Genomic DNA, 20,406 nt, shown 5'->3' with positions numbered 1-20,406 from the left:
TAGGATATACAAAAAACTATAACGAAGAACAGTATAGAAAAGTAGTAGAATATTGGATATATTACTACAATAATGAGAGGATTCATAGTTCAATAGGATATATCACGCCGATTGAATATTTGATAGAAAAGAATATGCGTCATTAGTTGTCATTATTTTTTCTTTAAATTTGTATACCACTTTAAGGAAAATTTATTTTCCGCGTCGAAGGATCTGTAGAGTTGTGGGAGCGATGTGTTGTCGTCTTGACCAAGTTGTGTAAAGGAGTCTCTCTTAGGCTTTTTTAGACGACGATTCTATTTCTCCACAAGTTGCAGATCCCTCGCTTTGCTCACTCGGAATGATGAGTGCGAGGTTCATTACTCAAATGGGTCGTTACCGTGCCAATAATTTTTGAAGCATTTTAATATATTTATAATTCATTTAATGTAATAACCCTATTAAATAAAATAAAAACCAAAAAACTACTTAATCTTTAACCCCTCTTCATCACAATCTTTAAAACAAATTTTATTAAATATTATTTTCCACCCCACTCATCTCCATTTATTTTTTATAAAGATATAGTTATAGATAACCAACTGATAACAGTTTTCAAAAATTAAAATATATGTTATACTTGTATCAGTTGATATTTAGTATCAACAACCAAAAATATTTTATAATTTTACGGGAGGTATTATGTCACAAATAGGAAAGCACATTCCAGAGTTTAAAGCTATGGGATACAATCCAAAGAAGGAAGAATTTGTAGAAGTAACTAATAAAGATTTTGAAGGAAAGTGGACTGTATTACTATTCTATCCAGCAGACTTTACTTTCGTATGCCCAACTGAGCTTGAAGATATGCAAGAGCAATACGCGAAACTTCAAGAACTTGGTGCAGAAGTTTACTCAATGTCTGTGGACTCACACTTTGTTCACAAGGCATGGCATGATAATTCAGAAGCAATTGGAAAACTTGAATATACAATGCTATCTGACTCACACAAGACAATTACTCGCGACTTCGATGTACTAGATGAAGAAGGCGGAGTTGCACAAAGAGCAACATTTATCATCGATCCAGATGGAGTTATTCAAACTGTAGAAATAAATGCAGACGGAATCGGAAGAGATGCAAGTCAAGTTTATGACAAGCTAAGAGCTGCTCAATTTGTACGCGAAAATCCTGGACAAGTTTGCCCAGCAAAATGGAAAGAATCAGGTGAAGTTTTGACACCAGGTCTTGACCTAGTAGGTAAAATTTAATGCTTGATGCTAAGCTAATAGAACAAGTTAAAGGATATTTACAACTTCTCGAGAGGGAAGTTGTAATTTCTATTTCTAAAGGAGAAGGCGAAAATTCAAAAAAGTTAGAAGATTTTGTGGAAGAGATTGCAAAATTGTCTGACAAAATTTCTGTAAAAGAAGAAAAATTAAAATTCACACCGAGCTTTATGCTTTCATCAGATATAGCAAGTGGAATTACTTTTGCGGGAGTTCCCCTTGGACACGAGCTGGAGTCCTTTATACTTGCAATGCTTCAAGTTGGAGGAAGAACTCCAAGAATTGATGAAAAATTAATCGAGAGAATCAAAAATATTGACGAAGAATATAATTTTGAAACTGTGGTAAGTCTAACTTGTCACAACTGTCCCGAAGTTGTACAGGCACTAAATATAATGTCTGTCTTAAATCCAAAAATAAGCCACACCATGGTTGATGGAAGTTTTTTCACCGACTATGTTGAAGAGATTGGAGTCATGGCTGTTCCTGCTACAACTCTAAATGGAGAGAGTTTTAGTAACGGCAAAATAAGCCTAAACAAAATTTTAGACAAATTAACTGGCGAAAAGTCAGCGAAGAATTTTGAAAGCTTAAAGACTCTTGACATGCTCGTTATTGGCGGAGGAGTTGCAGGAGCAACTTCTGCAATTTATGCTGCAAGAAAGGGACTCGATGTGGCAATAATTGCAAAGGACTTTGGCGGACAAGTCGAGGACACTTTGGGAATCGAAAATATTACGGGAATAAAATACACCGAAGGGCCAAAGTATATGGAAGATGTGAGAAGTCACCTTACTGAATACAAAGTCAAAGTTTATGACGATGTGGAAGCTCTTGAAATTGCCTCAGGCTCGCCACTTAAAGTTAAAACTGATGGTGGAGAAATTTCTGCAAGGACTATTGTAGTTGCAACTGGTGCCAAGTGGAAATTAATTGGAATTCCTGGAGAGATAGAATTTAGAAACAAGGGAGTAAGCTACTGCACACATTGCGACGGCCCACTTTATAAAGGAAAAAGAGTTGCCGTAATTGGCGGAGGAAATTCAGGCGTTGAGTCTGCAATTGACCTTTCAAATATGGCAGAAGAAGTAATTTTACTTGAATTTTTGCCGCATCTTAATGCAGATGATGTGCTCCAAGAAAAACTAAAGGAAATTAAAAATATAGAAGTTATCACAAACGCAAGGACGACGGCTTTAAAAGGAAATGGAAAAGTAGAAAGTATTGAATATGAAGATCGTGAAAATGGGAAATTAATTAAAAAAGATATAGAAGGATGCTTCATACAAGTTGGACTTGTGCCGATAACTGATTGGGCAAAAAATTTAGATAAAAACGAACGCGGTGAGATAATCACAAATGCCGCAGGTGAGACTAATATAGATGGAGTTTATGCTGCAGGTGACTGCACAGACTCACTATATAAACAAATAGTTATTGCAGAGGGTAGTGGTGCAACGGCGGCACTATCTACATATAATTATTTAATGAGAAAATAATCTATGGGGAAGGACTTTGGTTCTTCCTTTTTCTATGCAAAAAAATCCGTTCTTTTATTTATAATCTTAAAAAAATGTTATAATAAATGACGGAGGTTGATATGATAGATATTTTAAAAGTTATTATACTTGGAATTATTGAAGGACTTACGGAGTTTTTGCCTGTATCATCAACAGGACATTTGATTATAGCAAACTCATTTATAACACTTGAGCCACAGGCATTTTCTAACGCCTTTAACGTAATTATACAGCTTGGCGCAATTTTGGCAGTTGTCTACTTATATTTTTACGACATAAATCCAATTGCCAAGGAAAAACTTGTGCCGGAAATTGGTGAAGAAAAATTTAATTCTCTAAGCTTTAAAGAGAAATTTAAATATAGAGACATGGCGACAATGCGTCTTATTGCAAAAATAATTGTGGGATTTCTTCCTGCTGCAGTATTTGGATTTTTGCTCGACGATTTAATCGATGCCTATCTCTTCAACACAACTACAGTTTCAATAGCTCTAGTGTTTTATGGAATTGTAATTATAATTATGGAAAAGAGAAATAAGAATAAAGTTTTTAAATATGAAACACTTGATGACATAGGACTAAAGACTGCCCTTGCCATCGGATTTTTTCAGTGTCTCGCAATGGTTCCTGGAACTTCACGTTCTGCTGCAACAATAATTGGGGCGATGATCGTTGGATGTTCTAGAACAAGTGCTGCAAAGTTTTCATTCTACTTGGCAGTTCCAACAATGCTTGGAGCTACAACTCTTAAAATTATAAAAATGGGCTTTGCCCTAAGTGCATGGCAATGGTTTTTAATTATACTTGGAGGAGTAGTTTCTTATATCGTTGCAATTGTGGTTATAAGGAAATTTTTGGGGTATATTAGACAACACGACTTTATTCCATTTGGAATTTACAGAATAATACTTGGTACATTAATTTTAATACTCGGAATTTTTAATATTATTTGATTTAGGGAGGAAATATGAAAGATTTTAAGGTTGGAGTTGTACAGCTAAAAGCGACTGATGATAAAGATGAAAATATCGCCAATATGGTCGATAAAGTTAAAAGAGCCGCAGAACTTGGTGCAGATGTAGTTGCACTTCCTGAGATGTGGAACTGCCCTTATCAAAATTCATATTTTCCAGTTTTTGCTGAAGAAGAAAAGGGCAAAAGCTATCTTGCAATGCAAAAGGCCGCAATAGATAACGACGTCTATTTAGTTGGTGGATCTATTCCAATAAGAAAGGGAGATAAGGTCTATAACAGAGCCTTCGTTTTTAATAGAGAGGGCGAAGAAATTCATGCCTATTCAAAAATTCATCTCTTCGACATTGAAGGTTTTTCCGAATCCGATACGATTACAGCAGGAAAAAGCCTTGGAGTGTTTGAAACAGAGTATGGAAACTTTGGGCTTGCCATCTGCTTTGACCTTAGATTTAATGAGATGTTTGAAGCTCTAAAGAACTTGGGAGCTGAGGCTATATTTGTGCCTTCAACTTTTTCACTAAGAACGGGAGAGAGCGCTTATCATGTTCTAAATAGAGTTAGGGCAATTGATAATCAGGTCTATATTGTGACACCTGCAATGGCGCGCGACGAGGGACTTTCAAGAAATGCATACGCTCACTCTCTTGTAGTTGAGCCAAACGGCAAGGTTATTCTTGACATGGGAGAAGATCCTGGAATAAAAATTGTGGAGCTAAAACAAGAAGTAATCGACAAAGAAAAGAAGTACATGCCACTAGATAGATCTAGGCGCGAAAGAAAGATGTAATCATTTGACAGTTGGTTTTTTTAAAACTGTTATGCTATAGACAAAGCTCAAGAAATCTTATCTCATTACAGAAATTGGAAAATCTCATACTTTTGCAAATCTGAAAATCACAAACTCACTTCGTTCAAACAGTGTGATTTTCGGGCGATTTGCTTCAAGTTGAATTTTCTACAATTTCTTCCATAGGATAAGATTTCTTTAGAGCTTTGCTATTTTTTTAATTATTTGACAGTTGGAGAAATCCAGCTGTTTTTTATTTTCTATATGTCAATAATTTATAAGCTAAGTTGAAATTTCATAAATAAAAGGACGATAATTTGGGTATAAAATATCTATCCGTGGTTAACAATTATTTAGTTAACCTTATATCACATTTTTAGAATATCCTTTTAGTCTATTAATAAGTTTTAAGGATATTCTTTTATTAAATATATATTAGTGATATAATTAATTTAGTTCTTTATAGGGGGTGATTTGGTGTCAACAGATGCTGTTAAAAGAGTAAAAGACTCTGAGGCAGATGCTAAAAAAATCATTGATGATGCGAACTCAAAATCCAAGGAGATTATTGAGTCTGCTAAGGTCGATGCCAAAGAGGCCTATGATAAATTCATTCAACAGGCCCAAGAAAACCGCGAGACAATATTGGAAAAAGCAAAGATAAAAGGCGAAAAGGACAGCCAGCCGATTATTGAAGAAGCAAAAAGAGAAATTGAAAAATCCTTTAGTTTCTCTGACGATAAGGCCCGCGAATCGATAAAATCAGTGGTGGAGAGGATTGTGAATAATAATGGCAATAGTTAAAATGAAAAAATTTAGCCTCTTTACTTTTGATGAAGATAGGAAAAAGCTTTTAGATAGATTTCAAAAGTTTAATTATGTGCATCTTGTAGAAACTAATTTCGATGAAGTAGATGAAGATTTTACAAGACCAAGATCATCTGAAGAACTTATTGAAATTGACTCTAAGGTGAAAAGATCTAAAGACGACATTGATCTTTTACTTACGTTTAAAGAAAAAGAAAGTTTGATCAAAAGTTTAAAAGAGGGCGTCGAAGACATAAGTCTAGAAAGCTTAGAAGAACGCGCCTTGAGTTTTCCTTTTGAAAAGATAGATGGAGAAATAAAAGAATTATTAGGAGAAAAAGATAAGAACAAAAGTGAAGTACAAAATATCGACTCCAAAATAGAAGAGTTGAGACCTTGGAAGAAAATAGAATCTCCAATAAAAGATTTGGAAAGCATTAGAGCTGTAAATGTTTACACTGGAACCATCTCATCTAAATACGCATTAGAATTTGAAGAGGATATTTCAAAACTTGAGCTTTCATATATCGATAGAGTTTCACAAGATAAAAATTATTATTACTACCTAATTATATCGGACTCATCTATTGAAAATGATATCAAAGAATTGCTTGCGACTTATGGATTTACAAATGTAAATATAAAGGCAAAAAAAGCCGTGGCAGAAGAGATAAACTCTTACGAAAAAAGAAAAGAAGCTCTTTTTGAAAAGAATAAAGAAATTGATGAAAAACTAAAAAAATATGTAAAATATTTAGAAGATTTTAAAATAACCTATGAATTTTATCGAAACGAAAAAATCAAGATTATGTCACAGGAAAAATTCCTAAAGACAGCAGAGCTTGATTTAATCGAAGGTTATGTGCCGGAAAATAAATTAAAAGAATTTGAGAACGAGATTAAAAAAGTTTGCGGCGAAAATTATTATCTAAGCGCCGAAGATGCTGAAAAAGACTCAAAAGAAGTTCCAATTTTATTAAAAAACAATTCCTTTGTCAGCCCGTTTGAGCTAATGACAGAGATGTATGCAATGCCAAGGTACAATGAAATTGACCCAACACCATTCTTTGCACCTTTTTATTTTATATTTGCAGGAATAATGGTCGGGGACTTTGGTTACGGCTTATTAGTATTTTTGGGAACATTAATTGCACTTAAGAAATTTAATTTGACAGAATCAAAAAGAAGATTTTTAAAATTCTTTAATTATTTGTCCATATCGACAATAATATTTGGTGTAATATTTGGTTCGTTCTTTGGCGGAATTATTGAACTGCCAAGTTTAATAGACCCCGCAGAGGACTCAACATTACTAGTTATAATTTCACTAATACTAGGTGGTATTCATATTTTCTTCGCACTTGGAATCAAGGCATATATGAATATTAGAGATGGAAAACCAAAAGATGCACTTTATGATGTTGGATTTTGGTACATGTCACTTATAGGTATAATTGGAATGCTACTTGGCGGACCAATTGCAGCACTTGCACCTTATAAAAAAGTATTTTTGATAGTTATGATACTTGGAATGATTGGAATTGTAGCCACTGGTGGACGTAATGAAAAGTCTACAGCAGGAAAAATTGGATGGGGAATTTATTCTCTATATGGTATTACATCTTATCTTGGAGATTTCGTTTCTTATCTAAGACTTATGGCACTTGTATTATCAGGTTCCTTCTTGGGACTTGCAATTAACATGATTGCCGGAATGCTTTTTGGCTCAGGAATTATAGGCAAAATTTTTGCAATAGTTGTATTTGTTGCCTTCCAACTGTTCAACGCATTTCTTTCATACCTATCAGCCTATGTTCATACAGCAAGGCTAACTTATGTAGAGATGTTTAACAAGTTCTACGAAGGTGGAGGCATACCTTTTGAAAAAATGATAGAAAAATCAGATTATTTTAATATAGACTAGGAGGAAAATATGTTTAATGAATTAATTTCACAATATGGCGGATTAATGATGGGATCAATTGGAATATTCTTAGCAGTTGCACTTGCAGGTGCTGGATCTGCCAAAGGAGTAGGAATGGCAGGGGAAGCTGCCGCAGGAGTTGTAATCGATGAACCAGAAAAATTTGGTAAATCTCTAGTACTTCAACTTCTACCAGGTACACAAGGACTTTACGGTTTCGTAATCGGACTATTTATTTTATTTAGATTATCAGTAGATACTCCTGTAGATACAGGATTTATGTACATGGCTAGTGGTGCTGTAATAGGTCTTGCAGGACTTATTTCTGCAATTGCACAAGGTAAAGTATCTGTTGCAGGTATAAACATTCTAGCTAAAAACGAAGAACAACAAGCAAAGGGTATTATCTTTGCAGTAATGGTTGAGCTTTATGCAATTCTAGCTTTTGCAATTTCTTTCTTTATCCTATTTAGAGCATAGGTGATACTATGAAGGGATTAGATAACATATTAGCTAAAATTACAGACGATGCACAAAATAAGGCTGATGTTATCATCAAGGTGGCTGAAGAAAGAAGAGATGAAATCATTGAAGATGGTAAGGAAAAAGGACGCAAGAAAGTTGCGCAGATTTATAGAGACACTCGCAATGAGAGAAATAAAATTCTCGCACGTTCAACATCTCAAGCAAAGTTAAAAGCCAGAGATATGATAATTTCAGCTAAACAAGAAAAAGTACAAGAACTACTAAATGAAGTTTTAAAGGAACTTGAAAATTTAAGTGAAGAAGACTTTATTTCATATGTAAAAAATAATTTAAAAGATGTAACACTATCTGAAGATGATGAACTCGAAGTTCCAAAAAGATACAAAGAAGCTGTCAAATCAGCTGGCCTTGGAGTTAAAATTTCAGATAAAGATGTAGAAAATGGATTTAAGCTCCATAAGGGAAATATCCTCTACAATGGAGACTTTGAATATGTTTTAGAATCTTCTAGAGAGGATTTAGAAAAATATTTAGCAGAAGAACTCTTTAAGGATTAGGAGGTAATTTATGGATAGAAATAAATTTATCCAAAGTTCAACTCGCATAAGAATCCAGGAAAAAAAGCTTCTAAAGAGTGAAAACTTTATTAGACTTGCCGAACAAGAATCACTGGAAGATACGCTTAGAGCTTTATCGGATACAGTTTATAACGAATATATAAATAAACTTACCTCTCCTACAAAATATGAACAGATGCTTTCTAAAGAACTTGTAAATACCTACAGAATGCTTTATGAACTTTCTCCTGAAAGCGCACCAGTTGATATGGTGAGCTTAAAATATTTTTATCACAACTTAAAAGTATTAGTTAAAGAAGAAATTGAAAAAGAAGATTTTACTCACATTTATGTCGATGTAGGCGATTTTGATATAAAGGGCTTTAGAGAAGTATTTCAAAAAGAGTCTTCAAAAGATAAGTACGAAGAAACGCTTTTAAAAGCTAAAAAGCTTTACGAAGATACAAAAAATCCACAGATAATTGATGTGTATCTCGACAAAGAGTATTTTAAAGAGTTACTTGAAATTGCAGAAAAATCAGAAGTTGATTTATTTATAAGATATGCAAAAAACTTAATCGACTTCACTAATATAAGGACACTTCTTAGAGTAAAGGCAGAGGGAGAAGGAAGTGAATATTTATCCAAAGTTCTAATTGACGGAGGAAATATTGCAAAAGATTCCTACTACTACCTTCTAAAAGCTGATGTAGGCGAAAGCGAAACTCTAAAGAAGCTTGAAGTTTATAAATATGTCAAGAAGGGCCTTGAAAATTACAAAGAAAAGGGAACTCTTACAGATTTTGAACTTGAAATGGACAATTTCTTTGTAGATTTAATAAAGGAAGTTAAATACACTACCTTTGGTCCTGAAGTAATTTTTGCATTTGCACTTGCAAAGGAAATGGAAATCAAAAATCTACGAATAGTTTTAGTTGCAAAGTTAAATGGACTCGACAAAGAATTTATCAGAGGAAAGTTGCGTGATAATTATGTATAAAATTGCAGTAATTGGAGATAAAGACTCAGTCCTTTCCTTTAAAGCAGTGGGAGTCGATGTATTTGTATCTTATGAAAAAGATCATGCAAGAGCTACTATAGATAAACTTGCAAAAGAGGACTATGGAGTAATATTTGTTACAGAAGAATTAGCTGCCAAAATTCCAAACACTATCGATAGATACGACGCGCGCCTTGTACCAGCAATTATTTTAATACCATCTAACAAAGGCAGCCTCGGAATTGGAATGGAAAAACTAAACAAGAACGCAGAAAAGGCAGTAGGAGCCAATATATTTTAAGGAGGAGCTTTATTGAAATCAGGAAAGATAATTAAAGTATCCGGACCACTTGTTGTGGCAGAGGGCATGGAAGATGCCAATGTCTACGACGTGGTAGAAGTATCTAAGGATAAATTAATAGGAGAAGTTATAGAAATGAGAGGGGATAAAGCTTCTATTCAGGTTTATGAAGAGACAACTGGAATTGGGCCTGGAGATGACGTTTATACTACAGGAGCACCTCTTTCTGTTGAACTTGGACCTGGGATGTTGCAAGAGATGTTTGACGGAATTCAAAGACCTCTTGAAATGTTAAAAGACGAAGCCGGAGACTTTTTAAGAAGAGGAGTTACAGTAAACCCCTTAAATAGAGAAAAGAAATGGGAATTTGTTCCAGTTGCAAAAGTTGGAGATGAACTTGTAGCTGGAGATGTAATTGGAACAGTTGAAGAAACTGATGTAGTTACACATAAAATCATGGTGCCAAATGGCGTAGATGGAAAACTAAAAAGTATTGAAAGTGGATCCTTTACAGTAGTTGATACAGTTGCAGTCCTAGAAACAAAAGACGGCGACAAAGAACTTACTATGATGCAAAAATGGCCTGTAAGACGAGGCAGACCTTATGCAAAAAAAGTTGACCCAAAAGAACCTCTAGTTACAGGACAAAGAGTTATAGATACATTTTTCCCTATAACTAAGGGAGGAACTGCGGCAATACCGGGACCCTTTGGTTCAGGAAAAACTGTAGTACAACACCAACTTGCTAAGTGGGCCGATGCACAAATCGTTGTGTATGTAGGTTGTGGAGAACGTGGAAACGAAATGACTGACGTACTGATGGAATTTCCAGAACTAATTGACCCAGTAACTGGCAAGTCCATTATGGAGAGAACAGTTTTAATCGCAAACACATCTAATATGCCGGTAGCTGCCCGTGAAGCATCTATCTACACAGGAATTACAATTTCAGAATATTTCCGCGATATGGGATATTCTGTTGCCATGATGGCAGACTCTACATCACGTTGGGCAGAGGCTCTTCGTGAAATGAGTGGACGTTTGGAAGAGATGCCTGGTGATGAAGGTTATCCAGCATACCTTGCATCAAGAATTGCAGAGTTCTACGAAAGAGCAGGACGTGTAATAGTAAACGGCAAAGAAGAAAGAGAAGGAGCTCTTTCAGTAATCGGTGCGGTATCGCCTCCAGGAGGAGATATTTCTGAACCAGTTACACAAAATACTCTTAGAATTGTAAAAATATTCTGGAAGCTTGACTACGACCTTTCTTATCAACGTCACTTCCCAGCAATTAACTGGATAGATTCATACTCACTATATCAGTCAAAGATTGATAAATATTTAGACGAAAATGTAAAAGAAGGCTTTTCTAAACACAGAAAAAGAGCTATGGCACTATTGCAAGAAGAAATTGGACTACTTGAAGTTGTGCGTCTAGTTGGACGTGACACACTTTCTGAAGTTGACCAACTAAAACTTGACATTACAAAGTCAATAAGAGAGGACTTTTTGCAACAAAATGCCTTCCACGACGTTGACACATTCTGTCCGCTAGAAAAACAATACAAGATGCTAGACACTATACTTTATTTCTACGACAAATCATTGGAAGCACTAGATAATGGTGCATACTTTAACGAAATTGAAGGACTTGATGTTAAAGAGAGTATTGCCAGAATGAAATACGTCGACAATGAAAAATTAGAAGAAATTGACAGCATAAAAGAAGAAATTGATAAGTCACTTAAAAAATTAGAAGTAGGAGGTGCCGAAGAAGATGCTTAAAGAATATAAATCAGTCACAGAAGTAGTTGGCCCTCTTATGGCTGTAGAAGGCGTCGAAGGAGTTACCTACGAAGAACTAGTAGATATTGAACTTCAAACTGGAGAGAGAAGACGTGGTCGTGTTATCGAAATCGAAGGTGACAAGGCCATGGTTCAAATTTTTGAAGGCTCAAGTGGAATCAACTTACAAGACACAAATGTAAGATTTTTGGGCAAACCTCTAGAACTTGGAGTATCTCCAGACATGATTGGTAGAGTCTTTGACGGACTTGGAACACCAATGGACGGCGGACCAAAAATTATTCCAAAAGAAAAAATAGACATCAACGGTACAGCAATAAACCCAGTGTCTCGTGACTTCCCATCAGAATTTATTCAAACAGGAATTTCTGTAATTGACGGGCTTAACACACTTGTTAGGGGACAAAAACTTCCAATATTTTCTGCAGCAGGACTTCCACACAACGAGCTTGCAGCACAAATTGCACGTCAAGCCACAGTACTTTCTGGTGGAGACTTCGCAGTAGTATTTGCGGCAATGGGAATTACCTTTGAAGAGGCTCAGTACTTTATCGACGACCTTACAAAAACTGGCGCCATAGATAGATCAGTTTTATTTATAAACCTTGCCGATGACCCGGCAATCGAAAGACTTGCAACACCAAAGATGGCACTAACTTGTGCAGAATACCTTGCCTTTGAACAAGACAAGCACGTGCTTGTAATTTTGACAGACATGACAAATTATGCCGAAGCACTTCGTGAAGTATCTGCAGCAAGAAAAGAAGTACCAGGAAGACGTGGTTACCCAGGTTATCTATACACTGACCTTGCAGGAATATACGAAAGAGCTGGAAAAATAAAGGGCAGAAATGGATCAATAACACAAATTCCAATCCTTACAATGCCAGAGGGCGACATCACTCACCCAATCCCTGACCTTACAGGATATATCACAGAAGGACAAATAATTCTTTCAACAGAACTATATAAACAAGGTCTTGAGCCACCAATTAATGCCATACCTTCACTATCAAGACTTAAAGATAAAGGTATCGGCAAGGGCAAGACTCGTGAAGACCACGCAGATACAATGAACCAAATTTATGCAGCATACACTGCAGGTAAAGAGGCAAAAGAATTATCTGCAATCCTTGGTGAAACTGCACTGACAGAAACTGACAAAGCTTTTGCAAAATTTGCCGAAAAATTTGAAGAAAAATATGTATCTCAAGGTTTCCAAACAAATAGATCAATCGAAGAGACACTTGACATCGGTTGGGAATTACTTGGACTAATACCAAAGAGAGAACTAAAGAGAATCGACGATAGTCTAATCGAAAGATATTACAAAGAAAATAAAGAAAAAGACGATGCAAGTAATTTAGACGAATTTGCAAAAGAAGAAACAGAAAAAATTGAGGAAGAAGAATTAGAAAACGAGGGATTATAATGGCTAAACTAAATATAAATCCCACAAGAATGAATTTGACCATACTAAAGGGCAGACTTGAAACATCAACAAGAGGTCACAAACTTCTTAAAGACAAGCAAGACGAGCTCATGAGGCAATTCATTAACCTTATAAAAGAAAACAAAAAGCTAAGAGAAGAAGTTGAAGAAAAACTACAGGACGCTTTTAAAGCATTTCTAATGGCATCAGCATCAATGAGCCCACAAATGCTTGAAGAAGCAGTATCTCTTCCAACGATGAAGACTTTAGTTGACATCGAAATCAAAAACGTAATGTCTGTAAATGTGCCAGAGATGAAATTTAAGACAGAAAAAATATCTGAAGAAGCATCAAAATATCCATACGGATACGCACAGACAACAGCAGACCTTGACGAAGCCATAGAAAACCTTACAGAAGTAATGGACGAGCTTTTAGAACTTGCACAAAAAGAAAAATCAGCTCAGCTTATGGCAGACGAAATAGAAAAAACAAGAAGAAGAGTAAATGCCTTGGAGTACAAGACAATACCCGATCTTCAAGACACAATAAAATATATAAGAGCAAGGCTTGACGAAAACGAGAGAGCAAATATCACAAGACTTATGAAAGTAAAAGATATAATCTCAAAAGAAGAAACAAAAGAACCAAAGACGGAGAAAATAAACAAGGCTTTGGTGTAAATTTTCGGAAGTTAAAATTAGCAAATAAGGTCGGATTATTCCGATCTTTTTTGTATGGAGAAATAATCTATCTGGATTACATTAATGATGGTGTTCTTCATTTAAGACAGATAAACTATAGGCACAGTAACGACCTATTGGAATTATGACCACTACACTCCGTCATTCAGAGTGAAAGCCGAGGGATCTGCACCTTCCGGAGAAACAGCCTCGTCGTATTGACGAGAAAACCTCTCTATCGTCATCCTGAGCGACAGTCGAGGGATCTGCACCTTCTGGAGAAACAACCAAATCGTTTTGACTATAAAGACTTACAGAGAACTAAAAAATAAAATAAAATTAAATTAAACGAAAAAAGGTATGTCAGAGGAACCGCTCAAGGCCGCTAGGCCAAGTAACGTTCCCCTGACATATCCTTTTTTCTATTTATAAGAATTTAGAAAGAATTATGGCACGATAAAAATTTAAACATCAAATGATCCACATACACAGTCACCACGATTGAGCGAAGCGAGTCGAAGAATCTGTACCTTCTGGAGAAACAGCATAAGCACTTGTCGTTACCTATTCCCGTCATCTTGAGCGGAAAAAATCCTTTAGGATTTTTGAAGTCGAAAGATCTGTACCTTCCGGAGATTCAGCCTAATCGTCTTGACTAGAAAACCTCTCTGTCGTCATCCCGAGCGACAGCCGAGGGATCTGCACCTTGTGGAGAAACAGCCTAAGTATTTGTCGTCACCTCTTCCCGTCATCTTGAGCGGAAAAAATCCTTTAGGATTTTTGAAGTCGAAAGATCTGTACCTTCTGGAGATTCAGCCTAATCGTCTTGACTAGAAAACCTCTCTATCGTCATCCCGAGCGACAGCCGAGGGATCTGCACCTTCTGAAGAAACAGCTTAATCGTTTTAATGAAATAACCTAAAGGAGAGACTTCAAACTTCTGTCGTTTCAAGACGACAACACATCGCTCCCACAACCATACAGATCCTTCGACGCGGAAAATAAATTTTCCTTGCTCAGGATGACGTCCGCGAAGTTGTTTTTCACATAATATAAATAAACTACAGGCACAGTAACTACCTATTTGAATCATGACCTCTACACTCCGTCATTCAGAGCGAGCGAAGCGAGTCGAAGAATCTGCAAAGTCATCAAGCGATGTTTATACATATGTCACCGCCTTCTTCCTGTCATCCCGAGCGACAGCCGAGGGATCTGTACCTTGTGGAAAAACAGCCTAATCGTTTTAATGAAATAACCTAAAGGAGAAAATTACATCAAACTTCTGTCGTTTTAAGACGACAACACATCGTTCCCAAAGCCCTACAGATCCTTCGACGCGGAAAATAAATTTTCCTTGCTCAGGATGACGTCCGCAAAGTTGTTTTTCACATAAGATAGATAACTTATAGGCACAGTAACGACCTATTTGAGCCATGACCTCTACACCCCGTCATTCAGAGCGAGCGAAGCGAGTCGAAGAGTCTGCAAAGTCATCGAGCGATGTTTATACATATGTCACCAACTTCTTACCGTCATCCCGAGCGACAGCCGAGGGATCTGCACCTTGTGGAGAAACAGTCTAATCGTTTTAATTAAATAACCTCTCTCCCGTCATCTTGAGCGAAAGAAAATTCACAAGAATTTTCTGAAGTCGAAAGATCTGTACCTTGTGGAGATTCAGCCTAATCGTCTTAATGAAATAACCTAAAGGAGAGACTTCAGAACACTTTCAAATCAAAACGAAAACACATCGTTCCCATAACCCTACAGATCCTTCGACTGCGCCTCATGCTTCGCATTCGTCTCCGCTCAGGATGACGAGTTTGGGTATTAGAAAAACCGAAAACAAATCGCTCCCACAACCCTACAGATCCGTTCGATTGCTCCTCATGCTCCGTCTGCGATGGTGTTCTTCACACAATATAAAAAACCATAGCCCTACTAACTCACTCACTCTATAAGACTCCAACACCACAACCACAACCCTGTAATAAAAAAGTAATAAAAACCCAAAAAATAATTCTTGCTAAAAGTAATAGTTATTATTTATAATAAAAACAACAAAAAAATAGAAGGTGATTTATGGAAAGATTCAAAAAAATTAAACAAGTTATAGCACAAGAAAATGCTAAGGAGTGTCCAAAATATGGCATGAAAAAATTATCAATCGGTTTTGTTTCCTGCGTGATAGGTTTCACTTTATTTTTTTCACCAGTATTTGCAAGTGCTAATACAAATCTTGGCGAGACTGATGCTAACTTAAAATTTATTGAACGAGATATAGTTAATGTTGAAACTAAAATGGCAGATGGCTTGGAAGATGGAATAGATACACAAAGTGTTCCAGACCCCTTTGCACAAGATGTTTTCGAGGGCGACAAATTTCTAAAAATTAAAGAAATTGAGGGAGTTGTGGAATATATAAATGTAAAATTCCCAAGAGCAAATCCTATAATAATTGGATTATCTGGAACATGGACCATTGTTGAAGGCTTACAAGTAACTAATTTAGATTCAGAAATTATAAATGGAGAAAAATATATTTTAGTTCCTATACCTGATTCAATAAATTTAAAAGAAAATGACGAGATAATAATTACAAACCAAAATGATATTGGTCGTAGAAGCTACAACCTTGTCGTAACTGTACAAAGTAAAAATTCAAACAAAATAACAGACCAAACTCCAGGAGATATTGACATAAAAGTAGTTGACGACTTGAAAGTAGAAAACGGCAAACCTGTACCAAAAAACACAATTGCTCTTCTACTAAAAGGTAAGTTAGACCTTGCTTCAACATCTTCATCTTACGGACTTAGCATAGCAGGTGACGGCAGATTAGTTGGAACTGCTAACATTACTGACTGGAGAAAAGGTGAAAAAGAAAGACAGATAAAACTAACAGTAACTTATTTTTATCAGGACTTTTCAAGATCTACGCTTGGGTTCATTGAAAAAGAAATTCCAGTAACTGTAAAAGCAAATACAAGCGACAAAACAGATGTAATTATTCCAAAAGACAAAGTTTTGGTTTTAGACTTAAATAAGCTAACAGACGTCGAAAGAGAAGAAGTAAAAAATAAAATTTTAGCACTAAATAAATTCCCACAAGGTACAAATGTAAATGTTGATGACCTTGGAAATGTAACTATCCTATATCAAGATGGTTCCACAGATAAAATTTCAAAAGAGGAATTAGTAGCCAAAAAAGTTATTAGAAAAGAAAACAAAAAAGAAGATAACAAAGGCAACAAAAAAGATAGCGACAATAAAAACAACGAAAAAGACAATAACAAAGACAACAAAGAAGACAACAAAAAAGATAACAACAAAAACAACAACAAGAACGAAATTAAAAAAGAAAACAAAAAAATTAATAAAAATAAAAACAAAAAAGACGACAAAAAACGTCAAGACAAAAAAGAATTAAAAAATAATAATAAAAATATTGCCAAAGAAACAAAAAGAGACTCAAGAAAGTCATCATATCTAATGGGCTATGGTGACGGAACAATAAGGCCAGATGCCAATGTAACAAGAGCAGAGGCTGTTGCAATGATAGCAAGACTAATGGGATATTCACAAGATAAGTCAAAAGAAATTTATGCCGATGGAAATGGATGGTTTAACTCATATTTAAGTGCAGCATATAGTGCTGGAATCCTAGAAGAAAAAATGGGAGAGCACTTTAGACCAAACGAAAACATAACAAGGGCAGAACTTGCACAGATGATATCTCACATTGACAAAAAGAATGACGCAAAAGCACCATTTAAGGACATTGCAGGCCACAAATACGAAGCTGCAATAGGGCAAATCTTTGGCAACGGCAGAATAAAAGGCTACGAAGACGGCACCTTTAAACCAGATAGAGAAATAACAAGAGCAGAAATCGCAACTATGTTAAATAGATTATTCGATAGAAAAATAGATAAAAAAGACAGCAGAATGTTTAAAGAGTACAAGGACTTAAACAAAAACCACTGGGCTTACTACGAAATAATGGAAGCAAGTCGCACAGATAGATAAATAAAAATAAGAACAAGGATCGGCATAGTCCGATCTTTTTTATTTTGAAAAGAGATAGTTAAGGCATAAAATTAAACAGCATCCCTCCAACGCACTAAATTATGGTATAATAAGATTAATTTTTATGGAGGTGCTTTATGCGAGCAGTTATTACAGTAGTTGGTATCGACCGTATTGGGATTGTATATGAAGTCGTAAAGAAGATGGTAGAGTTTAACTTAAACATCATAGACATTACACAAACAATATTGGACGATTATTTTACAATGATTGTAGTTGTGGACTTGTCAAAAATGAATGCAGAGTTTCCTGAAGTTGTTGACGCTTATGAAAAGCTAGGCGATGAACTTGGACTTTCTATAAGAGTTCAACACCAAGGAATATTCGACAAGATGCATCAAATTTAATTGGAGAAGAATATGGATAAAAATAGAATTTTGGAAACTGTCCGTATGCTCGACGAAGAAAATCTTGATATAAGAGCGGTGACTCTTGGAATTTCGCTACTCGATTGTATCGACAGCAACGGAGAAAAAACACGCGAAAATATTTACAATAAAATAACAACTTTGGGCAAGGACTTAGTAAAAAAAGCAGATGAAGTCGGAAAAAAATATGGAGTTGAAATAGTAAACAAGAGAGTTTCAGTAACACCAATTGCACTAATAGCAGGAGCAAGTGGAGACGACAATTATGTAGAGTATGCCAAAACTTTGGATAAAGCTGCAAAAGAAATTGGCGTGGACTTTATTGGAGGATTTTCTGCACTAGTTCAGGGCGAAATGACAGAAGCTGACGAAAAACTAATAAGATCAATACCAGAGGCCCTTTCAACAACAGATTATGTATGCTCATCAATTAATGTGGGCAACACAAAAATGGGTCTTAACATGGACGCCGCAAAACTAATGGGAGAAATAATAGTAGAAACTGCAGAAAAAACTAAGGACAGCGACTCAATCGGCTGTGCAAAACTCGTAATATTTGCAAATGCAGTTGAAGACAATCCATTTATGGCAGGAGCATTCCACGGCGTGGGAATGGGCGATGCAGTCCTTCACGTTGGGGTATCTGGTCCTGGCGTTGTAAAATATGCAATAGAAAAAGTTAGAGGTAAGGATTTCAACACACTTTCCGAAGTAATAAAGAAAACTGCCTTTAAAATCACAAGACTTGGAGAACTTATCGGTGGAGAAGTTGCAAAAGAAATTGGAGTCCCATTTGGAACAATTGACCTTTCACTTGCACCAACACCAGCAATTGGAGATTCCGTCGCAAGAATCCTAGAAGAAATTGGAATCGAAACAGTGGGAGGCCACGGAACAACAGCTGCCCTTGCACTTTTAAACGACGCGGTGAAAAAAGGCGGAATCATGGCATCCAACCACGTAGGAGGACTAAGCGGTGCATTCATACCAGTAAGTGAAGACGAGGGAATGATTGCAGCAGCAAGAAGTGGAAAGATTACACTTGATAAGCTGGAAGCAATGACATCAGTCTGCTCCGTTGGACTTGACATGATTGCAATACCAGGTCACACAAAAGCCTCAACAATAACAGCGATGATTGCCGACGAGGCCATGATTGGAATAATAAACAACAAGACAACGGCCGTTAGAATAATTCCAGTAATAGGAAAAGACGTAAACGAAGAAGCACACTTCGGAGGACTGTTGGGTTCAGCACCAATAATGCCAGTGCACGAAGGTAGCTGCGAAGCTTTCGCAAATAGAGGTGGCAAAATACCAGCACCAGTGCACAGTTTTAAAAACTAAATATGAGTATAAAGGATTATCGAGTGATCGGTAGTCCTTTTTTGTTGGAGTAGTCTTGCTACTTGATGTGAAGATAATATAGGGTAAAGATTAGTTTAAGTCACAACGTCTACATCCGTCATATTGAGCGAGAGCATTGCTCGAGTCGCCGTGTACCCGAAAGGGTGAAAGATCTGCACCTTTAGGAGGAACAGCCTCATCGTCTTAAAGAAATAGCCTAAAGGAGGACTCCTAAACTCTGTATCACTAAAACGACAACACATCGCTCCCGCGACTCTACAGATCCTTCGACTTCGTCGTCGCTGTGCTCCTTCTCCGCTCAGGATGACGTTGGAAATGGTCTTTTCCTGATACCTTAACGAAATTGTCTACACTCGCTGTTGTCGACTGCTCGTCATCACGATCGTTCGGAACAGCCCCATCATATTAACTAAACCACCTACTACTCGTCATCTTGAGCGGAAAAAATCCGAGAGGATTTTTGAAGTCGAAAGATCTGCATCTTCAGAAGAAACAGCCTAATCGTCTTGACTCCTATCCTCAACACTTGATTCATAAATCTTAAACTTAAAACACAATAATAAAAAATCTAAAACTTCATACGCAACCTTATCCCTTACAAAAAACCTAAAACATTCACTATCCTAATTCCACTAAATTACCTTAAATAAACAATTCAATAACTTCTCAAATAAAAATATTTTAAAACATTAAAATAATACTTTGAACCATAACTTAATTGTAATAATAAAAACCTATGAGACGTCCAAATAGTAATGGCTGTATTTATTTAAAATACTTGAATATCAATTGATAACATAGAAAAATAAATGTATAATTAATATTAAATAAAAGAATTTTAAGCATATTGAAAAGTTATGCTAATTTTTTGTGCAATTAAACAAATAATTACAAAAAATTTAACAATAGTTAAAAGTATCTAATAATTAAATCTCATTAATATTTAAAATTTGTAAACCAAAACTATAATTCTGAAGACTATATTGCACTAAAATAGTACAATTTTTCAAAAACAAAATCTGTTGATAACT

The 20,406-nt window shown here is 35.9% G+C and carries 17 protein-coding genes; all 17 read left to right on the top strand.

From position 1 onward, the window contains the following. Positions 1-146 (top strand): integrase core domain-containing protein (locus tag ACOX6R_RS04105; RefSeq protein WP_433447526.1); only part of this gene is annotated, 146 nt, incomplete at its 5' end. 535 nt (positions 147-681) lie between these two features. Then, on the top strand, positions 682-1,251 hold the full coding sequence (ahpC, locus tag ACOX6R_RS04100) for an alkyl hydroperoxide reductase subunit C (protein WP_433447517.1): 570 nt from the start codon (positions 682-684) through the stop codon (positions 1,249-1,251). Beyond that, positions 1,251-2,768, top strand: a complete 1,518-nt coding sequence (gene ahpF, locus ACOX6R_RS04095; RefSeq protein ID WP_433447514.1) for an alkyl hydroperoxide reductase subunit F — start codon at positions 1,251-1,253, stop codon at positions 2,766-2,768. The genes ahpC and ahpF overlap by 1 nt, the downstream gene beginning before the upstream one ends. A gap of 101 nt (positions 2,769-2,869) precedes the next feature. Beyond that, positions 2,870-3,742 carry an undecaprenyl-diphosphate phosphatase gene (locus ACOX6R_RS04090; protein ID WP_433447512.1) on the top strand — a complete coding sequence of 291 codons (873 nt, stop codon included), beginning with the start codon at positions 2,870-2,872 and terminating at the stop codon, positions 3,740-3,742. Positions 3,743-3,756: 14 nt separating this feature from the next. Continuing rightward, positions 3,757-4,551: a carbon-nitrogen hydrolase family protein gene (locus tag ACOX6R_RS04085; RefSeq protein ID WP_433447510.1), complete on the top strand. Its 795-nt coding sequence runs from the start codon at positions 3,757-3,759 to the stop codon at positions 4,549-4,551. A 477-nt stretch (positions 4,552-5,028) separates the two neighbouring features. Then, on the top strand, positions 5,029-5,355 hold the full coding sequence (locus tag ACOX6R_RS04080; protein WP_433447523.1) for a hypothetical protein: 327 nt from the start codon (positions 5,029-5,031) through the stop codon (positions 5,353-5,355). Beyond that, positions 5,342-7,282: a V-type ATP synthase subunit I gene (locus ACOX6R_RS04075; protein WP_433447508.1), complete on the top strand. Its 1,941-nt coding sequence runs from the start codon at positions 5,342-5,344 to the stop codon at positions 7,280-7,282. The genes ACOX6R_RS04080 and ACOX6R_RS04075 overlap by 14 nt, the downstream gene beginning before the upstream one ends. Before the next feature lie 9 nt (positions 7,283-7,291). Then, positions 7,292-7,762, top strand: a complete 471-nt coding sequence (locus ACOX6R_RS04070; RefSeq protein WP_433447505.1) for a V-type ATP synthase subunit K — start codon at positions 7,292-7,294, stop codon at positions 7,760-7,762. Positions 7,763-7,770: 8 nt separating this feature from the next. Further along, positions 7,771-8,325, top strand: coding sequence for a V-type ATP synthase subunit E (locus tag ACOX6R_RS04065; protein WP_433447502.1), 555 nt, complete (start codon positions 7,771-7,773; stop codon positions 8,323-8,325). Between the two features lie 10 nt (positions 8,326-8,335). Further along, positions 8,336-9,325: a V-type ATP synthase subunit C gene (locus ACOX6R_RS04060; RefSeq protein WP_433447499.1), complete on the top strand. Its 990-nt coding sequence runs from the start codon at positions 8,336-8,338 to the stop codon at positions 9,323-9,325. Continuing rightward, entirely contained in the window at positions 9,315-9,626 is a 312-nt protein-coding gene (locus tag ACOX6R_RS04055; protein ID WP_433447520.1) for a V-type ATP synthase subunit F, read from the top strand. Before ACOX6R_RS04060 ends, ACOX6R_RS04055 begins: the two co-directional genes overlap by 11 nt. A 12-nt stretch (positions 9,627-9,638) precedes the next feature. Continuing rightward, the gene (locus ACOX6R_RS04050; protein WP_433447497.1) at positions 9,639-11,411 is read left to right on the top strand and encodes a V-type ATP synthase subunit A; all 1,773 of its coding nucleotides are present in this window, start codon (positions 9,639-9,641) and stop codon (positions 11,409-11,411) included. After that, entirely contained in the window at positions 11,404-12,864 is a 1,461-nt protein-coding gene (locus ACOX6R_RS04045; RefSeq protein WP_433447495.1) for a V-type ATP synthase subunit B, read from the top strand. Before ACOX6R_RS04050 ends, ACOX6R_RS04045 begins: the two co-directional genes overlap by 8 nt. Further along, on the top strand, positions 12,864-13,547 hold the full coding sequence (locus tag ACOX6R_RS04040; protein ID WP_433447493.1) for a V-type ATP synthase subunit D: 684 nt from the start codon (positions 12,864-12,866) through the stop codon (positions 13,545-13,547). The genes ACOX6R_RS04045 and ACOX6R_RS04040 overlap by 1 nt, the downstream gene beginning before the upstream one ends. Positions 13,548-15,632: 2,085 nt before the next feature. Further along, a complete protein-coding gene (locus ACOX6R_RS04035; protein WP_433447490.1) occupies positions 15,633-17,579 on the top strand; it encodes an S-layer homology domain-containing protein in 1,947 nt (648 codons plus the stop codon). Positions 17,580-17,716: 137 nt separating this feature from the next. Beyond that, positions 17,717-17,986, top strand: coding sequence for an ACT domain-containing protein (locus ACOX6R_RS04030; RefSeq protein WP_433447488.1), 270 nt, complete (start codon positions 17,717-17,719; stop codon positions 17,984-17,986). A 12-nt stretch (positions 17,987-17,998) separates the two neighbouring features. Next, positions 17,999-19,354 (top strand): PFL family protein, encoded by a 1,356-nt coding sequence (locus ACOX6R_RS04025; protein WP_433447486.1) that lies wholly within the window; start codon positions 17,999-18,001, stop codon positions 19,352-19,354. Positions 19,355-20,406: the final 1,052 nt, after the last annotated feature.

This window comes from Peptoniphilus sp. (assembly GCF_050943655.1).
Classification (GTDB): domain Bacteria; phylum Bacillota; class Clostridia; order Tissierellales; family Peptoniphilaceae; genus Peptoniphilus_A.
This window is presented reverse-complemented; position numbering and strand designations above follow the sequence as displayed.